The organism is Actinacidiphila rubida (assembly GCF_900110255.1).
Taxonomy (GTDB): Bacteria; Actinomycetota; Actinomycetes; order Streptomycetales; family Streptomycetaceae; genus Actinacidiphila; species Actinacidiphila rubida.
On the sequence record NZ_FODD01000017.1, the window covers coordinates 53,580 to 69,891 of the forward strand.

Below are 16,312 nucleotides of genomic sequence, written 5' to 3' on the forward strand. Positions count from 1 at the left end.
GCCGGGTCAGGACGGCGCGGCGGGCGGCGCGGCGCCGAGGGCGGCGGCGCGCAGGGCGGCGGCCAGCCGCGCCACCGGGCCGGCCGGCGGGACCGGGAGGCGGGCCAGCATCAGCCGCCGCTGCTCCTGCGGGCCGCCGCGCACCGGCAGCAGCCGCACCCCGGGGGGCATCGCCGCGGCGAGGGTGGACGGCGCGGTGGTGATGCCGCAGCCGGCGGCGACGAGGTGGAGCTTGGCCAGCCAGTCGCGCGCGGTGTGGGCGATCTCGGGCCGCTCGTCCAGCCCCGGCCACACGCCCATCGCCCGGTCCCCCTCCGCGGCCGGCCCGGCGATCCAGCGCTGCCCGCGCAGGTCGGCGACGTCGACGTAGTCGCCGCGGGCGAGCGGGTGGGCGGCCGGCACGGCCAGGCACAGCGCCCGCTCGGTGAGGGTCTGCAGGGCCAGCGGCGGCGACTCGGCGTCCGGCGGGCGGAACGGCGGCGCCGACGCGAGCAGCGCCAGGTCGATGCTGCCGGCCCGCAGTGCGCGGGCGAGTGCCGGCGTGCTGCCCTCCCGGCCCACGACCGTCACCGCGGGGTCGGTCCTGCGCAGTTCCGCCAGGGCGCGGGGGACGAGGACCGCACCGGCGCTCGGGAACCATCCCAGCCGTACCGTCCCGGCCTCCTCCGGGAAGCCGGACAGCTCCCGGGCGGCGGCGTCGATCTCGTCGAGCACCACGGTCGCTCGCCGCATCACGACGCGGCCGGCCGGCGTGAGCCGCACCCCGTCCCGCCGCCGTTCCAGCAGCTCGGCGCCCGCGGCGCGTTCGATCGCCGCGATCTGCCGCGACACCGCCGACTGGGTGTAGCCCAGCGACTCGGCGGCGGCGGTGAACGTCCCCTGGTCGACCACCGCACGGAAGACCCGCAGCGCGGTCAGTGACACCTCTGTGAAGTCCATGACGTTTCCGCATACTACCCGTGCGGAACTTTCGTTGGACTCATGAACCTGACGTTCCTAGCGTGGAGGCCATGAACACTTCTCGCATCGCCCTCGTCACGGGCGCCAACCAGGGACTCGGCCGCGCGTTCGCCGAAGGGCTGGCCGCCCGCATGAACCCGGAGGACGTCGTCCTGCTGACCGGCCGCAACGAGCAGCGGGTGGCGGACGCCGCCCGCGAGGTGGCCGCACTGCGCGGGACCCGCGCCCGGGTCGAGGGGCGCGTCCTCGACGTCACCGACACCGGTGCCGTCGCCCGTCTCGCCGAGGACCTGCGGGCCCGCCACGGCGGCGTCGACATCGTGCTGTCCAACGCGGTGGCCCGGGTGCTGCCCGACGAGTCGCAGTCCGCGCGGGCCGACGAGTTCATCGACGTCTCCAACAGCGCCACCCACGCGGTCCTGCGCTCGTTCGGCCAGGTCCTGCGCCCCGGCGGCCGGCTGCTCGTCGTCGCCAGCGGGCTCGGCACCCTCGGCTACCTCGACCCGCGGCTGCACCACCTGTTCGACGGCGCGAGCCTGGAGCAGGTCGAGTACGCCGTCGAGTCGTGGCGCACCGCCATCCACAACAGGACCAGCGAGGAAGCCGGTTGGCCGCGCTGGCTGAACATCCCGTCGAAGGTGGCGCAGGTCGCCGCGGTGCGCGCGGTCGCCGCCGAGCGCCGCGAGCGGGACCTGGCCGACGGCACCCTGGTCGCCGCGGTGTGCCCCGGCATGGTCGACACCCCCACGTCCCGCCCCTGGTTCACCGACTACAGCCAGGCCCAGTCGCCCGAGCAGGCCGCCAAGGCGGTGCTCGACCTGGTCCTCGCCGACGGCGTGGACCCCTCGCTGTACGGCGAGTTGGTCCAGTTCGGCACGGTCCTGCCGTGGCACGACGGGGCCCCGCTCACCGAGCAGGACCAGCTGCTCACACCGTGACCGCGGCACCGGCCGGGCGCCCCTGGGCCGGGGCGCCGTCGGCTGGTCGTCCCCGTCCCCAAGAAGCGGTCCTCGGCCGGACCGAGGGCGCGCCGAGCCCCGCGGCCGGAGCCCCGGGCGCACACCGTCCGGCGCGGGCGGCGCCCGCGCCGAGGGCCACGAGCCGGCCGGCAGGACGAAGCGTCACGGGGTGAGGAGGACCGCGCCGACGGTGCTACGGCTCTCCACCGCGGCGTGGGCCGCGGCGGCCTGATCCAGCGGGAACGTGTCGTGGATGCGCGGCACCAACTCGCCCGCCACGGCGGCCTTCAGGGCCGCCTCCGCGTCGGCGCGCTGCTCGGCCGCGGACTTGGCGAAGGCGATCCCGAGCGCGCCGACGACGGTGATGCCGCGGCGGCCGATCTGGTGGGCGTCCAGCGGCACCCAGGTGCCGGAGGTGAAGCCGTACAGGCCGAACCGGCCGCCGCCGGCCGTCGCTTCCAGTGCCCGCGCGCCGATGTCGCCGCCGATCGCGTCCAGGGTGACGTCCGTGCCGCGGCCCCCGGTCGCCCTCCTGACCTGGGCGACCCAGTCCGGTGCGGAGTGGTCGACGGCCACGTCCGCGCCGAACTCCCCCACGATCCCGGCCTTTTCCGCGCCGCCGACGGCACCCACGACCAGCCCGGCCCCCGCGGCCTTCGCCCGCTGCACCAGCAGCGAGCCGATCCGGCCGGCCGCGGCGGTGACCAGCACGCTCTCGCCGGGCCGCACATCGATCGCCGCGACCAGGCCGAAGGCGACGGCACCGGCCTGGAAGACCGCGACGGCGTGTTCCAGGGGCAGGTCCGCGGGCACCTCGAAGGTGTTGGCGGCCTCGGCCAGGGCGAGGGAGGCGTAGCCGCCGGTCATGCCGAGGGTGGCCGCCACCACCCGCCTGCCGACGAGCGCCGGGTCGGCGCCGGGGCCGACCGCGCGGATCGTGCCGCCCGCCTCCAGGCCGGGCACGTAGGGAGTGGGGAACGGGTAGCGGCCGGACCGGACGATGACGTCGCCGTAGCCGACGCCGGCCACGTCGACGTCGACCAGCACCTGGCCGGCCGACGGCACGGGGTCCGCGACCTCCTCGACGCGCAGGACCTCCGGCGGCCCGAACTCGGTGACGCGGACGGCTTTCACGGGCGGGCTCCTCGGATCGCTGGTTGACGCCCGCACCCGGGCGGGACAGCCTGTCCCGGGCGAGGCGTCCGGTGCGCTTTCCAGCTTCGCGAGGGCCTCGCACCGCGACAAGGAACAGATCACCGGCGCTGTTCCGATCGGGACAAGGAGCGCGAAGTGTCTCAGCCCACGGAGAACCTGCGGGTGCGGCGTACGCGCAAACTGCTGCGTGACGCGCTGGTCGAGCTGATCGAGGAGCGCGGGTTCGACCGGCTCACCGTCGGGCAGGTCACCGAGCGCGCGATGGTGAGCCGCGCCGCCTTCTACCGGAACTACGCGGACAAGTACCAGCTGGTCGAGCAGATCTTCGACGAGGCGATGGCGGAACTGCTCGGCACCGTGTCCGAGGACGCGGGCGCTGGGCCGCCCGCCGCCGAGCGGTGGGTGGTGTTCTTCGAGCACATCGACCGGTACCACCGCTTCTACGCCGCGCTGCTCGGCGCGAAGGGCAGCCCGTGGTTCGCCGCGAAGATGCGTGCGTCCCTGACGGACATGGTCAAGGAGCACCTCCGGCCGCCGCCGTCCGACAGCCTGCCCGCCGCGGTGCTGGGCGCGATGTTCACGCAGTCCATCACCTGGTGGCTCGGCAACGGCCGCCCCTGCACGCCCCGCGAGATCGCCACCCGCTCCGCCCGCCTGGCCGGCGCGGTCATCGCCGAGGCCAACCGCCCACCCACGAACTCCCCGTGACGAGCGCGGCGTATCCCGCGATCCCGCACGGGCAGGGCTCGTCACCGCCTTGACTAGTGACGCCCGCACATGGGACTCTTCCGTCACCGGTTGGAACAGTTACTTCTCAAGCGAGGACCTTCCCATGGCAGTCGTGCGTTTCCACCTCCTCTCCACGCTGAGCCCCGCGGACGTGCAGCGCGTGCTGACCGACTTCAGCGCGGAGCGCGCCCAGGCGTGGCCGACGATCGACGCCGAGCACTTCGAGGTGCACGGGATGGGCGACACCTGGGCCGAGGTGACCGAAGGGACCTCCGCCGCCTGGGAGCGCGCGCGGTACGAGTGGGTGCCGGGCGGCGACAGGGTCACCATCACCACGCTCGACTCCAAGCTCTTCGGCGCGGGCGGGGGCTGGGTGTTCCGGATGACCCCCGAGGCCGGGGGCACCCGCGTCGACGTCGAACTCACCCGGCAGCCGTCGACGATCAAGGGCAAGATGCTCGCCGCGCTGCTGCCCGTCGCCGCCCCCGCGTCGCTGCGCAAGTCCTTCGCGAAGCCCCTCCAGGCCCGGTGACCGCCGGTGCGCGGGCGCCGCGCACCCGCCGTCCCCGCACGCACCACCCCGCACCCGCACCCGCCGTCCCGCACCGGACGCACCGCGTCCGGTTCGGACCGTAACCCTCCTCATTATGCGGATTTACCATGAGAGTTCAGCGTCACCTCCCTACATGAGCAGAATAATGCGGCCTTACCCAGTCCTTTATCGATTTCCCTGACGCCGAAAGGGAAACAACCTTGTCGATTGGGCAAACTTTGAAGCCGTTGTGCACCCGTCAACCGATCCGGAACGGCCGGAAAATGACGAGGAGGCACCGCATCCGACCACTTTTGCCGTGCGCGCATCCCGTGGTTGACGGGTGAAGGTTTTGCATTAGGGTGAAGCGTTCCTGCCGTCCGACCCCGTACGGCGAGGCGCCAGGGAGGCTCACCACCCATGTCGGATACGGCTGCGCGCACCCACGCGCATCGGCTCTGCGCGGCCCTGATCAATTGCCGGAGCGGCAGATCGACAGGCACGAAATTCAGGGGTGACGTCGGTGTAGCGGAACGGTCAATCCGCCTCTGCGGCCGTCCCGCGGACGGCAACGCCGGCAGCCGGACCACACGGTCCGGGCGGTGGATTCCCCCCCTGCCGATACCGGGACACACCGCACCCGGCGGTGCCCGGTGAAATTCCCCTCACGGTCCGGCCCGGGAGGTCAGAAGCGCCGGGGCGGGGACGTCCCCGACCAGGCCCCGCAGCACCCCGGGTCCCCGGAACCGCAGTACACGCCCTCGCCGCCCGCTCCCCCGCCGGCGCCGGGCCCCGCGCCGCTCAGCGTGCCACCGGGCCTCGTTCCGCTGACGGAGCAGGAGATCGCGCTGATGCGCGCGAGCGTGTCGGTGGTCGCGCCGTTCGCCGCCGACATGACCGTCTACTTCTACGCCATCCTCTTCACCCGCTACCCGCAGGTGCGGGGGCTGTTCCCGGACAACCTCGACGTGCAGCGCGACCGCCTGCTGCGCGGGCTGCTGCAGATCGTCGACCTGGTCGACGACCCGCAGAACCTGGTGCGGTTCTGCGGCCGGCTGGGCCGGGACCACCGCAAGTTCGGTGCGCTGAACGGCCATTACCCGGCCGTGGGCGAGTGCCTGCTGTCCGCGCTGGCCCGCTTCGCCGGCCACGCCTGGACCCAGGAGATCGCCGACGCGTGGACCCACGGCTACGGCGTGGTCTCGCAGGTGATGATGCACGCCGCCGAGGAGGACGCCCGCACCGGGCCCGCGTCCTGGCAGGCCGAGGTCATCGACCACGTGCACCGCGGCCACGGCATCGCCGAGATCACCGTCCGCCCCGACGGCCCGTACCCGTACACGGCCGGCCAGTACGCGAGCATGGAGACGCCCTGGCAGCCGAAGGCGTGGCGCTACTACTCGCCCGCGCACGCCCCGCGTCCGGACAACACCATCACCTTCCACGTGCGGGCCGTCAGGACCGGCCAGGTCAGCCGGGCGCTGGTGTACAAGGCGCGGCCGGGCGACCTGGTGCGGCTCGGGCCCACCCAGGGCGACATGACCCTGGACCCGCGCAGCGACCGCGACCTGGTGTGCGTCGCCGGCGGGACGGGCATGGCCCCGATCCGCGCGCTGGTCGAGCAGGCCGCGCGCAACGGGATGCGGCGCTACGTCGACGTGTTCGTGGGGGCGCGCACGGCCGACGAGCTCTACGGCCTCGACGACATGCTGCGGATGTCGCAGCGGCACCACTGGCTCTCCGTGCGGGCCGCCGTCTCGCACGAGCGCATCGCCGGCCTGGAGGGCACGCTGCCGCGCGTCCTGGGCGAGTTCGGGCCGTGGTACCAGCACGAGGCGTTCCTCTCGGGCCCGGTCGACATGGTCACCGAGGCGACCTCGATCCTGACCCGCCAGGGCATTCCGCCGCAGCGGATCCACTTCGACCCGTTCGACGTCCCCGCCCTGGAGGCCTCGCTGATGCCCCGGCACCTGAGCGACGGCACCGGGCAGTGACCGTTCCCGCGGTGCCGCACGGCGCCGTGACCTCGTCCCACCCCCCGAGCAGGAGTGAACCACCTGTGCGCATCTCCGATCCGCCCGCCGTCGCCGCGCACCGCGCGCCGGGACGCGACGACGTGCTGGACGCGGCCGTGGACTTCGTCCGGCAGTTCACCGCGGAGAACCCGAGGGCCGGCGACCCGGCGCACAGGATCGCCGAGGTCACCGCGGAGATCGAGCGGTACGGGACCTATGAACACACCCCGGCGGAGCTGACGTTCGGCGCACGGGTGGCCTGGCGGAACGCGGCCCGCTGCATCGGCCGGCTGTACTGGAACAACCTGATCGTGCGCGACCTGCGGCACGTCGAGGACCCGGACGGCATCGCGGAGGAGTGCTTCGAGCACCTGCGGGTGGCCACCAACGGCGGCCGCATCCGGCCGGTCATCAGCGTCTTCGCGCCGAACCGGCCCGGCCGGCCGGCCGCCACCCTCCTGGGCGAGCAGCTGGTGCGCTACGCGGACGACCCGCGCAGTGCGCAGCGGGTGGCCCTGGCACAGGAGTTGGGCTGGAAGGGCGGCGAAACCCCGTTCGAGGTGCTGCCGTTGCTGGTGCAACCCGGATCGGGGCGCGCGCCGGAGTTCTACGAGATACCCGAGGACGCCGTGCTGGAGGTGCCGTTGGAGCATCCGCGGCACCCGGGATTCGCCGCACTGGGCCTGCGCTGGTACGCGGTTCCGGCGGTCAGCGACATGTCCCTGGAGATCGGCGGCGTCACCTATCCCGCGGCGCCGTTCAACGGCTGGTACATGGGCACCGAGATAGGCTCCCGCAACCTCGCCGACGCCGACCGCTACGACCGGCTGCCGGCCGTCGCCGAGCTGTTCGGCCTCGACACGGCCAACGACCGCACCCTGTGGCGGGACCGGGCGCTGGTCGAGCTCAACCTCGCCGTCCTGCACTCCTACGAGCAGGCGGGGGTGACGATGGCGGACCACCACACCGAGTCGACGCGCTTCCTGGCCCACGTGGAGCGCGAGGGCCGGCACGGGCGGCCGGTGCCGACCGACTGGAGCTGGATCGTCCCGCCGCTGTCGGGCTCGGCGACCGCGGTCTTCCACCGCTACTACGACCCGCCGGACCCCGACCAGCGGCCCGCCTTCGTCCACCGCGCTCCGGCCTCGCCGTCCGGCTGCCCCCGCCACGCGCAGCCGCCGTCCGTCCCCGGGCCGCGCGGGCCCCGGGCCGGCGCGCGGGCGCGACGGTCGCCCTGATCCGGGACGGCGTACGCGGGACCGGGACGGCGGGCGGGCCGGCCGGGCGGCGGCCGCCTGTCCTGCGAGGGTGCGCTCGGTGGTGTGATGGTGGCAGGCTGTGTGCATGAGGGGACACCTGCCGCCTGAGACGTCCGGTTTCGTAGGCAGAGAAGGCGAGTTGACGCTGCTCGGCGGTCTGCTGGACGGCCGGCGGCTGGTCACCGTGACGGGCACCGGCGGAGTCGGCAAGAGCCGGCTGGCGCTCCGGGCCGCCGCCCGCGCCGAGGACGCCTTCCCCGACGGCGTGTGGTGGGCCGACCTGTCCACGCTGGCCGGTCCCGACCTGCTGCTGGCCACGATCAGCGACGCGGTCGATCTCGCCGACCACTCCGCGGGGATGCCGCTGAACGCGCTGTCCGCGTGGCTCGCCGACAAGAACCTGCTGCTCGTGCTCGACTCGTGCGAGCACCTGCTGCCGGCCTGCGTCCACATCGTCGGCGAGCTGCTGACCGCCGCGCCCGGTGTCACCGTGCTGGCCACCAGCCGCCGGCGGCTGGCGTGCCGCGGCGAGGCCGTCCTGCAGCTGGACCCGCTGCCCGCCGACGGCGAGGACGCCGTGGCCCTGTTCACGCAGCGGATCACCGGTGCGGCGGGTCTCAGGGCGCTGGCCGCACCGGGCGCGGCGGACGCCGCGGCCACCGTGTGCCGGCGGCTGGAGGGCATTCCGCTGGCGATCGAGCTGGCGGCGGCCCAGGTCGGGCCGGCGCCCGTCACCGCGGTCGCGTCGCGGCTCGCGTCCCGCTTCGCCACCCTGGCGGCGGACGGGTTCGTGTGGCCGGAGCGGCACCGGACGCTGCGCACCACGATCGGCTGGAGCCACGAGCTGTGCGCCCCGCTGGAGCGCCTCCTGTGGGCGCGGCTCAGCGTGTTCCGGGGCCCGTTCAGCACGGACTCCGCGGTCGAGGTCACCGCGGGCGGGCCGCTGGCCGCGGGGGACGTGCCGGGTCTGCTCGGCAGCCTGGTCGCGCAGTCGCTGCTGCGCCGCGACGGGACGGACCGCGACCGGATGCTGGACACCGTCCGGGAGTTCGGCGGCGAGTGGCTGCGGGAGCTCGGCGAGGAGCGGGCGTCGGCCGACCGCCACGCCCGGCACATCGTGGAGCTCGTGCAGCAGGCGGAGGCGGGCTGGGCCGGGCACGCGCAGGCCGAGTGCTACGGCAGGGTCGAGGAGGTCCACGTCGATCTGCGGATCGCCCTGGACCTGCTGCTGGCCACCGATCCGCGCCGGGCCGCGGACGTCGCGGGGCGGCTGGTGTTCTTCTGGACGTGCTGCGGCCATGTGAAGGAGGCCAGGTCGGCGCTGGAACGCGCCCTGGCCGCGCACCTGTTCGCAGGTCCGGAACGCACCCGGGCGCTGACCGCGCTGTGCGTGACCGTCACCCTCCAGGGCGACTACCGGCGCGCTCTGCGCCTGGCGCGCGGTGCCGAGCGGGCCGCGGCAGCCGACGGCGACAAGGAGTCCCGGCTCGGTGCCGCCTACGCGACCGGCCTGCTGGCGCTGCTGACCGGCCGGTCCCAGGCCGCCATGGACATCGTCGAGCAGGCGCTGACCTCGGCGTCCGGCTCGCCGTTCGACTCCGCGGCCCGGCTGCGCTGCCACCTCGTCCGCGTCTTCGCACTGACCGCGACCGGGCAGCTTGCCGAAGCGCGGGCGGTGGCCATGGAGTTGAGGGAGTACTGCGTGCTGTCCGGCGAGGTGTGGACGCGTTCCTACCTGGACTACCAGCTCGCACTGATCTCGCTGGTCAGCGCGGCGCCGCAGGAGGCCGCCCACCACGCGCGGATGATGCTCCGCGGCAAGCAGACGCTGGGCGACGCGTTCGGCACCGCCCTCGGCCTGGACGTGCTGGCCGCCGCGCTGGCCGCGGCCGGACAGGCGGAGGCGGCCGCCTCCACGTACGGCACGAGCGCGGCCGTGTGGCGCAGCGTCGGCCACCCGCAGCGGGGCACACCGGAGTTGCAGGCCGTCCGCGACCAGTGCGAGCTGACCGCCCGCACGGCTCTCGGCGACGACGGCTACGGCCGTGCCTTCGCCCACGGCGAGAGCCACGCGGGCCGCGCCGATCTCGCCCGCCTGCTGTCCGCCACGCCCTGACCCACCCGCCCGGGGCCGGCACCGGCGGGTGGCGAGCACCCGTCAGCACGCCGCGGTCATCTGCCGGCGTCAGCGCGCCCGTGTGACCGCGCGGCGCAGGGACAGCCCGAGGAGGAGGACCACCGCGACGGGCAGCAGCCACCAGGCGTTCACGCCCGCGCCGTGGACCAGGCCCGCGGTCGCGCCCAGCGCCACCGCCACCCCGGCCGCGACCCGCCAGTCGTCGCCGACGACGAAGTCGTACCAGAACAGTGCGAACGAGCGGATCCACTTCACGGTGTGCTTCCTTTCCCCACGGGGGCCGGGGCGCCCGTCCCGGCGGCCGGTCCGCCGGGGGGCCGGGTGCGGCGCAGCAGCGCGACGGCGCCGAGCCCGAGCAGGGCGAGGGCGGGGATCAGGACCAGCAGGGCCGCGTCGGCGCCGGGCCACGCGGCACCGGCTCCCTCGGCGGACCAGAACGTGCCGAAGGCGGTGAGCATGATCCCTACGGCGAACTTCATGGTGTTCTCCGGCACCCTGGCCAGCGGCGCGCGGACGGCGAGCCCCACCCCGGTGACCGCCACGACCGCGGCGACCGCGCCGAGCACGGCGAGCGGCACGCTCCCCTGGCTGGTGCCGAACGTCACGACGATGAAGACGACTTCGAGCCCTTCCAGGAGGACCCCCTTGAAGGACAGGGTGAAGGCGTACCAGTCGCTGACGACGCCGCGCCCGCCGCCGGCCGCGGCACCCGCGGCGGCGACCTGCCGGGCATAGGCACCGGCCTCGTCGTGCAGCGCCTTGTGACCCGAGGCCCGCAGGATCGCCTTGCGCAGCCACTGCAGCCCGAACACCAGCAGCAGGGCGCCGACCGCCAGGCGCAGCGCCCGGAGCGGGATCAGGCCGATCGCCGGCCCGAGGGCGGCGACCGTCACGGCGAGGGTGACCAGGGCCGCGGCGGTGCCCTGCAGGGCCGAGCGCCAGTTCCGGCTGGTGCCGGCCGCCAGCACGATGGTCAGCGCTTCGACGGCCTCGACGGCGCAGGCCAGGAAGACGGTCAGGACGAGCACGACGCCGGTCATGCGCGACCACCTCCGCGTCGGTCGGTACGTAGGGTCAACGTCCGAGCCGTCGCGGGGGACTCCTGAGGCGACCGTGCTCAGGCCAGGCCGAGCTGCCGCATCATGCCCAGCTCGTCGCTGCTGCCCCAGCGCTCGACGAGCTTGCCGCCCTCGAAGCGGCTGATCTGCATGCCGCGGTAGCGCACCGTGCGGCCGGTCGGCGCGTGCCCGGCCAGCTCGCCGCTGTGCGTGCCGCTGATGGTGTAGGCGAAGGCCAGCTCGTCGTCGGTCCCCATCACGTGCTCGACCTCGACGTGCAGATCGGGGAAGGCCCGCCGCAGCTCACCGAACATCGCCTGGTAGCCCTCCGGACCCGGGCCCTGCCCGGGCGCGGGGTCGTGGTCGACCGCGCCGGCGGCCACGAGGCCGGTGAGGGCGGCCAGGTTCCCGCTGTTGACGGCCTCGCCGAAAGCGGTCTGGACGGCGATGTTGTCCTGCTGGGCCACGGCAACTCCCTCGTACGTGACGGCGTCGGCCCCCGCGGGCCGCCTGCCGGCCGGCGGGCGGACCCCAGAGCCACCCATCCTCACTCCCCGCTCCCCTTCCCGCCCCCGACACCCCGCCCGAACCCCCCGTCCGGCCCCCTCGATCCCCCCCACGCGCCGCACCACGGCGCTCCGGCTCAGCGGGCGGCGGGCGGCTCGGCGGTGCCGACGTACTGACTGCCGAGGGTGCGGATGGCGGGGGTCCAGCCGAGGGCGGTGAGGTCGCGGGACAGGGTGTCCCGGTCGTGGAAGACCTTGACGATGCGGTAGCGGTCGCCGTTGTCGAGGCTGCGCACGGCCGTGGGGACGGCGGGGTCCGCGAGGATCTCCTCGCCCTCGGCCGCGAGGGGACCGTCGTCGACGAAGACGGCCCGGCCGCCGGGCGCGAGCGCGGCGGCGACCGACGACCAGAAGGCGGGAAGGCGCGCCGGGGGCACGTGGGACAGCCAGAAGGCGAAGAACACGGCGTCGTAGCGGCGAGGCGGCCGCCAGCGGAAGAGGTCGGCCTGGACGAAGTCCACCGTGGGGGACGCCGCCCGGGTCCGCGCGATCTCCAGTACTTCCGCCGACGCGTCGAGCGCCGTCACCGAGCGGGCGAGGGACGCGAGCCGCGAGGTCCACTGGCCCGTCCCGCACGCCAGTTCCAGGACGTCCCCGCCGACGGGGAGTTCGTCGACGACGGTGAGCAGCGCCCGCAGCGCCGCGCTCTCCTCGTAGGGCCGGTCGTAGGTGCTCGCGCGCTCCCGGTAGTAGGCCATCTGCTCCGCCAGGAGGCGGTTCTCGTCCATGGGCGTGCCGTCCACGGGGGGGCTCCTCTCGTCCGCTGGGACCATCGTCGACCCTCCCCCTCGGACAAGGTCACGTACCCGCCCCGCCGCGGCGGGCACGGCGACCTCAAGTTCTGCTCAGCGCGAGGTTCGCACGCGCGCCCCGGGGTGATACTGCGGATACGAGGCCGTGGGGCCTCGGAGAGATGGGGGCGGGATCATGAAGGCATGGCTTGCGAAGAAGGGCGGCCGGCTCCTGACCATGGTGTCGGAGCGGCGCAGGCTGGCGTCGTACACGGACCCTGACGCGCACCGCCGCATGGCCCCCGATCGCGACGCGCTGCTGCCCCCCAACCACACGCGGACCACGCTCCCCGGGATGGGCCCCTTCGGCAACTGAGACCCGGGCCCCGGGGCCCGGGTCCACCGGCTACCAGGCCGATGCCCCGCCGTCCACGGGGTAGTTCGCGCCGGTGATGTAGGACGCACGGTCGGACGCGAGGAAGGCCGCGAGCTCGACGATCTCCTCGGGGCGGGCGAACCGCTTGAGCAGGGTCTTGCTCGTGATGGCGTCCCTGGCTGCCTGGTCGTCGCCGAGGTCGCGTTCGCTGGCCGGCGTGATCACGGGGCCGGGGCTGACGGCCACCGCGCGGATACCGTGCGGTGCGCCTTCGAGGGCGAGCTGGCGGGTCATGGCGATGACCCCGGCGTTGGCGGCTGCGTGGGCGACCATCGGGGGGTTCGCGCCGGCGATCAGGCCGGCCTGCGAGGCGATGTTGATGATGACTCCGCCGCCCCGCCTGACGAGGTGCGGCCAGGCGAACTTGGAGACGAAGAAGGGGATGTCGAGTTCGCCGGCCTCGGTCGTCCGCCAGTCCTCGATCGAGAAGTCGGGCATCGCGCCGAAGCGCTGGAGGGCCGCGTTGTTGTAGACGACGTCGAGGCCGCCGTAGGCCGCCGCGGCCTCGTCGACGAGCCGGTGCGCCTGGTCGGGGTCGGTGAGGTCGACCGGCGCGATGCCGGTGATCTCGCCTCCGGCGTCCCGCACCAGCGCGACCGTCTCCTCGTTGGCGCCGGCCTGGATGTCGGCGCCGACGACCTTGGCGCCTTCCCGGGTGAAGATCTGCGCCGCGACGCGGCCCTGGCCGCCTCCGGTGCCGGTGATGAGCACGACCTTGCCGTCGAGCGTTCCCATGACTGTCTCCTTGAGCTGCCCCCCACGGTGGTGTCTTGTCGTCCCCGGCGGGGCGGGCCCGCACGAGACCCGTACCGGACCCGGCGGGCCCCGCAACCGCGAAACCGCGCGGCCCGGGCGCGGGGTGGGCGCCCGGGCCGCGCGGCCGCGGGTTCGCGGGTGCGTCCCTCCGCCGGACGGACCCGCGGCTGGTGCCGCCGCGCCGGTACTACTTCGCGCGCAGCGGCGCCAGGGCCGTGCTCCAGGCGATGACCTGGTCGAGCGTGGCGTTCAGCGCGTCGGCCTGGAACTCGCCGGGCGTGAACTCGCTGAAGTTCACGAAGTCGTGGAACAGGGACAGCGCGACCTGCGCGCGCACGTCCGCCATCTGCAGCTCGCCCGCGACCAGGCGCAGGTGCTCGACCGCGCGCGTGCCGCCCGCGCTGCCGTAGCTGACGAAGCCGACGGCCTTGTTGTTCCACTCGGCGTAGAGGAAGTCGATGGCGTTCTTGAGCGCGCCGGACGTGGAGTGGTTGTACTCCGGCGTCACCATGACGAAGCCGTCGAACCCGTCGATGGTGCGGGCCCACTCCTGGGTGTGCGGCTGGGTGTACTGGCCCATGGACGGCGGGATCGCCTCGTCGAGGTGCGGCAGCTTGTAGTCGAGCAGGTCGATCAGCTCGAACTCCGCGTCGTCGCGCCGACGTGCCACGTCCAGGACCCAGCGGGCCACTGCCTCACCGTTGCGACCCGGGCGGGTGCTCCCGAGGATGATGCCGATCTTGGTCATGCCTAAGCCTTTCGGTTCGGGTCGGTGACCCGAGACGTGTACTTGCGCTGTCAAGTAAACGTCGCTGTATTTGCTGCGTCAAGCAATCACTTTGAGTTCCTTGACGTGACAAGGTCCTACGATGGGGTACATGACCAGCGGGAGTGTGAGCGCGATGCCCGACGAGCCGATGAGCGCCGCCGAGGAGGACTTCGTCCGGACCCTGGGCCGGGTGATGACGGCGCTGCCGCGTGCCGTCGACCACGACATGGCCCGCTCCGGCCGGCTCCCGCTCAGTGAGTACACCACGCTGATGCACCTGTCCGAGGCGGACGGCCGAACGCTCCGCATGAGCGAGCTGGCCGCGGCCGTGAACCTCTCCCTCAGCGGCATGACCCGCATCGTGCAGCGGCTGGAGGGGCGCGGACTGGTCAGGCGCGCGAAGTGCGACGAGGACGGCCGCGGCTGGAACGCGGTGCTGACCGACGCGGGTCTCGCCGCGCTGGAGGAGTCCTGGCCGGTGCACCTGGCGAGCGTCCGCCGGCACGTCCTGGACCACGTCGCCGACGAGGACCTCACCCGTCTGATCGACGTCCTCCGGCGCATCGCCTCGGCCGGCTGACCGCCGGAGCACCGCGGGGTGACGCGCTAGCCGTCCCCCTTCGCGCGAGCCGCCTCCGCGAACACCTCCCTGGCGATGCGGTAGCCCTCGAAGGCGCGCGCGGCCCCCGCGTACGCCTCGACGTGCACGAACACCTCGACGATCTCCTCGGGCGACACCCCGTTGCCCAGGGCGATGCGGAGCTGGCCGCGCAGGGGTTCCAGGGTCCCCAGGACGGCGGCGATCGTCACGGAGACCAGGGCGCGGCTCCGGGTGTCCAGCACCTCGGTCCGCGGCCACGCGTCACCGAAGGTGTGCACGGTCGCGAGCCGCGCGAAGTCCGAGCCGCTGGCGGGCTCCCCCGGGCCCAGCGCCAGGAACGGCTCCAGCGACGTGCCGAGCAGCCGCTCGGCGGTGGCGAGCGCGTCGGCGTAGCGGTCGTCCTCGGCAGCGCCGGCCATGGCGGTCCCTTCGCGGCTGCGCGGGCCCGCGGGTGAGGCCCGGTCACGCAGCACCATGCTCGCCGACCCCGGGGGACGGCCCCAGCCCGGCACCGCCATCCGGGCCGCCCGCGGGCTACCGGCCGGAGGGGCCGGCCGCCCCTGCCTGAACCCGCTCTGAACCGGCCCCGCACCGGCCCCCGGCCCCGAACCGGCGTGAACCAGCCCGATCGCGCCGGAGCCACCGCCCGCTCAGCGCACGCGTCCCCGCGCCTTCAGCGGGGTCGCGGGCAGCGGCGGCGCGTCGAGGCGCTTGCCGGCGTAGCCGTGGACCTCGCCGAAGCGGTCGCCGGCGTGCCACGCCTCACGGGCCTCGGTGATCTCCTCGGGGGTACGGCCGATGAAGTTCCACCACATGATGATCTGCTCGGCGAAGGGCTCGCCGCCGAGCAGGACGAGGGAGCTCTCGACGGTCGCGTCGAGGGGCAGGGCCTTGCGGCCGGCGCCGAGGTAGAGCATCGAGCCGGGCGCCAGGCGCACGCCGTCGACCTCCGGTTCGCCGGACATGGTCAGCACGGCGTACTCGAAGTCCGGCTCCAGGGGCAGGCGCGCGGCGGTGCCCTCGCCGAGCGTGAGGTCGGCGCCGACGATCGGCGTGTGGGTGGTGCCGGGCGACGCCGCGCCGTCGACCTCGCCGAGGATGACGGTGGCGTGCAGACCGCCGCCGCCGGTGACCTCGGGCAGTTCGGCGTGGTGTTCGAAGGCGGGCTCGACGTTCCTGCGGGCCTCGGGCAGCGCGACCCACAACTGGGCGCCATGCAGGTAGCGGGCGTGGTCGCGGGGCGACTCCTCGGAGTGCGAGATGCCCCGGCCGGAGGTCATCAGTCCCAGCTCACGCGGCCGCACGGTCTGCTTGCTGCCGAGGCTGTCGCGGTGCAGGACCTCGCCCTCGTGCAGCCAGCTGACGGTCTGCAGGCCCATGTGCGGGTGCGGCGGGACCTGCATGCCGGGCTCCTGCGCGATGTCGTCGGGACCGTAGTGGTCGACGAAGCACCACGCCCCGACCATGCGGCGGCCGAGGTTGGGCAGCAGACGGCGCACGACCGTGCTCTCGCCCAGCGGCACGGTCCGGGCGGTGAGCAGTTCGCGCACGGGGGCGGCGGAGACGTCGTCGCGGCCACCGCAGACCGTGGCCGCCGGTTTCACATCGAGGTTGCTCATGGATCGATGATGCCCCTCCCCCCGGCGCGC

General features: G+C 74.1%; 18 protein-coding genes. 8 read left to right on the forward strand and 10 right to left on the reverse strand.

What is annotated here, in order from left to right; genetic code table 11:
- Positions 1-6: 6 nt before the first annotated feature.
- Positions 7-939, reverse strand: coding sequence for a LysR family transcriptional regulator (locus BMW99_RS18010; RefSeq protein ID WP_075017148.1), 933 nt, complete (start codon positions 937-939; stop codon positions 7-9).
- A gap of 71 nt (positions 940-1,010) precedes the next feature.
- On the opposite strand from BMW99_RS18010, the gene BMW99_RS18015 reads away from it, so the two are divergent.
- Positions 1,011-1,898 carry an SDR family NAD(P)-dependent oxidoreductase gene (locus BMW99_RS18015; protein WP_069467703.1) on the forward strand — a complete coding sequence of 296 codons (888 nt, stop codon included), beginning with the start codon at positions 1,011-1,013 and terminating at the stop codon, positions 1,896-1,898.
- Positions 1,899-2,081: 183 nt separating this feature from the next.
- On the opposite strand, the gene BMW99_RS18020 is transcribed toward BMW99_RS18015, so the two are convergent.
- Complete coding sequence (locus BMW99_RS18020; RefSeq protein ID WP_075017149.1) at positions 2,082-3,053, reverse strand: zinc-binding dehydrogenase; 972 nt, start codon at positions 3,051-3,053, stop codon at positions 2,082-2,084.
- Positions 3,054-3,209: 156 nt separating this feature from the next.
- Here BMW99_RS18020 and BMW99_RS18025 point away from each other — a divergent pair, with 156 nt between their 5' ends.
- The 5 genes from BMW99_RS18025 (at position 3,210) to BMW99_RS18045 (ending at position 9,725) form a co-directional block, all read left to right on the forward strand.
- Complete coding sequence (locus tag BMW99_RS18025; RefSeq protein ID WP_069466180.1) at positions 3,210-3,782, forward strand: TetR/AcrR family transcriptional regulator; 573 nt, start codon at positions 3,210-3,212, stop codon at positions 3,780-3,782.
- Between the two features lie 124 nt (positions 3,783-3,906).
- A complete protein-coding gene (locus tag BMW99_RS18030; RefSeq protein WP_069466179.1) occupies positions 3,907-4,335 on the forward strand; it encodes an SRPBCC family protein in 429 nt (142 codons plus the stop codon).
- 851 nt (positions 4,336-5,186) lie between these two features.
- On the forward strand, positions 5,187-6,329 hold the full coding sequence (locus tag BMW99_RS18035) for a globin domain-containing protein (RefSeq protein WP_069466178.1): 1,143 nt from the start codon (positions 5,187-5,189) through the stop codon (positions 6,327-6,329).
- Between the two features lie 65 nt (positions 6,330-6,394).
- Complete coding sequence (locus BMW99_RS18040; protein WP_075017150.1) at positions 6,395-7,588, forward strand: nitric oxide synthase oxygenase; 1,194 nt, start codon at positions 6,395-6,397, stop codon at positions 7,586-7,588.
- 160 nt (positions 7,589-7,748) lie between these two features.
- Positions 7,749-9,725 carry an ATP-binding protein gene (locus BMW99_RS18045; protein WP_245791519.1) on the forward strand — a complete coding sequence of 659 codons (1,977 nt, stop codon included), beginning with the start codon at positions 7,749-7,751 and terminating at the stop codon, positions 9,723-9,725.
- A 69-nt stretch (positions 9,726-9,794) separates the two neighbouring features.
- Here BMW99_RS18045 and BMW99_RS18050 read toward each other — a convergent pair whose 3' ends face one another.
- From BMW99_RS18050 to BMW99_RS18065, 4 genes are all read right to left on the reverse strand, one after another.
- Positions 9,795-10,001, reverse strand: coding sequence for a hypothetical protein (locus BMW99_RS18050; RefSeq protein ID WP_069462839.1), 207 nt, complete (start codon positions 9,999-10,001; stop codon positions 9,795-9,797).
- Positions 9,998-10,786, reverse strand: a complete 789-nt coding sequence (locus tag BMW99_RS18055; RefSeq protein ID WP_069462840.1) for a COG4280 domain-containing protein — start codon at positions 10,784-10,786, stop codon at positions 9,998-10,000. The genes BMW99_RS18050 and BMW99_RS18055 overlap by 4 nt, the downstream gene beginning before the upstream one ends.
- A gap of 77 nt (positions 10,787-10,863) precedes the next feature.
- Complete coding sequence (locus BMW99_RS18060) at positions 10,864-11,271, reverse strand: ester cyclase (protein WP_069462841.1); 408 nt, start codon at positions 11,269-11,271, stop codon at positions 10,864-10,866.
- A 176-nt stretch (positions 11,272-11,447) separates the two neighbouring features.
- The gene (locus BMW99_RS18065) at positions 11,448-12,113 is read right to left on the reverse strand and encodes a class I SAM-dependent methyltransferase (RefSeq protein ID WP_322900207.1); all 666 of its coding nucleotides are present in this window, start codon (positions 12,111-12,113) and stop codon (positions 11,448-11,450) included.
- Between the two features lie 184 nt (positions 12,114-12,297).
- Between BMW99_RS18065 and BMW99_RS18070 the strand changes: the two genes are divergently transcribed.
- Entirely contained in the window at positions 12,298-12,477 is a 180-nt protein-coding gene (locus BMW99_RS18070; RefSeq protein ID WP_069467209.1) for a hypothetical protein, read from the forward strand.
- 30 nt (positions 12,478-12,507) lie between these two features.
- Here the strand turns inward: BMW99_RS18070 and BMW99_RS18075 are convergent, their stop codons facing one another.
- Together BMW99_RS18075 and BMW99_RS18080 are read right to left on the reverse strand one after the other, a co-directional pair.
- Entirely contained in the window at positions 12,508-13,272 is a 765-nt protein-coding gene (locus tag BMW99_RS18075) for an SDR family NAD(P)-dependent oxidoreductase (protein ID WP_069467210.1), read from the reverse strand.
- Positions 13,273-13,480: 208 nt separating this feature from the next.
- Entirely contained in the window at positions 13,481-14,041 is a 561-nt protein-coding gene (locus BMW99_RS18080) for an NADPH-dependent FMN reductase (protein ID WP_069467211.1), read from the reverse strand.
- 130 nt (positions 14,042-14,171) lie between these two features.
- Between BMW99_RS18080 and BMW99_RS18085 the strand changes: the two genes are divergently transcribed.
- On the forward strand, positions 14,172-14,642 hold the full coding sequence (locus BMW99_RS18085) for a MarR family winged helix-turn-helix transcriptional regulator (protein WP_245791520.1): 471 nt from the start codon (positions 14,172-14,174) through the stop codon (positions 14,640-14,642).
- A 26-nt stretch (positions 14,643-14,668) separates the two neighbouring features.
- On the opposite strand, the gene BMW99_RS18090 is transcribed toward BMW99_RS18085, so the two are convergent.
- Positions 14,669-15,082 (reverse strand): carboxymuconolactone decarboxylase family protein, encoded by a 414-nt coding sequence (locus BMW99_RS18090; RefSeq protein WP_069467212.1) that lies wholly within the window; start codon positions 15,080-15,082, stop codon positions 14,669-14,671.
- Between the two features lie 231 nt (positions 15,083-15,313).
- A complete protein-coding gene (locus BMW99_RS18095) occupies positions 15,314-16,282 on the reverse strand; it encodes a pirin family protein (RefSeq protein WP_069467213.1) in 969 nt (322 codons plus the stop codon).
- Between the last annotated feature and the right edge of the window lie 30 nt (positions 16,283-16,312).

Excerpts from the sequence above, each read along its gene's own strand:
- BMW99_RS18010 (WP_075017148.1), bottom strand. The coding sequence starts at position 939 with ATGGACTTCACAGAGGTGTCACTGACCGCGCTGCGGGTCTTCCGTGCG.
- BMW99_RS18015 (WP_069467703.1), top strand. The coding sequence starts at position 1,011 with ATGAACACTTCTCGCATCGCCCTCGTCACGGGCGCCAACCAGGGACTC.
- BMW99_RS18030 (WP_069466179.1), top strand. The coding sequence starts at position 3,907 with ATGGCAGTCGTGCGTTTCCACCTCCTCTCCACGCTGAGCCCCGCGGAC.
- BMW99_RS18035 (WP_069466178.1), top strand. The coding sequence starts at position 5,187 with ATGCGCGCGAGCGTGTCGGTGGTCGCGCCGTTCGCCGCCGACATGACC.
- BMW99_RS18055 (WP_069462840.1), bottom strand. The coding sequence starts at position 10,786 with ATGACCGGCGTCGTGCTCGTCCTGACCGTCTTCCTGGCCTGCGCCGTC.
- BMW99_RS18070 (WP_069467209.1), top strand. The coding sequence starts at position 12,298 with ATGAAGGCATGGCTTGCGAAGAAGGGCGGCCGGCTCCTGACCATGGTG.
- BMW99_RS18075 (WP_069467210.1), bottom strand. The coding sequence starts at position 13,272 with ATGGGAACGCTCGACGGCAAGGTCGTGCTCATCACCGGCACCGGAGGC.
- BMW99_RS18080 (WP_069467211.1), bottom strand. The coding sequence starts at position 14,041 with ATGACCAAGATCGGCATCATCCTCGGGAGCACCCGCCCGGGTCGCAAC.
- BMW99_RS18085 (WP_245791520.1), top strand. The coding sequence starts at position 14,172 with ATGACCAGCGGGAGTGTGAGCGCGATGCCCGACGAGCCGATGAGCGCC.
- BMW99_RS18090 (WP_069467212.1), bottom strand. The coding sequence starts at position 15,082 with ATGGCCGGCGCTGCCGAGGACGACCGCTACGCCGACGCGCTCGCCACC.
- BMW99_RS18095 (WP_069467213.1), bottom strand. The coding sequence starts at position 16,282 with ATGAGCAACCTCGATGTGAAACCGGCGGCCACGGTCTGCGGTGGCCGC.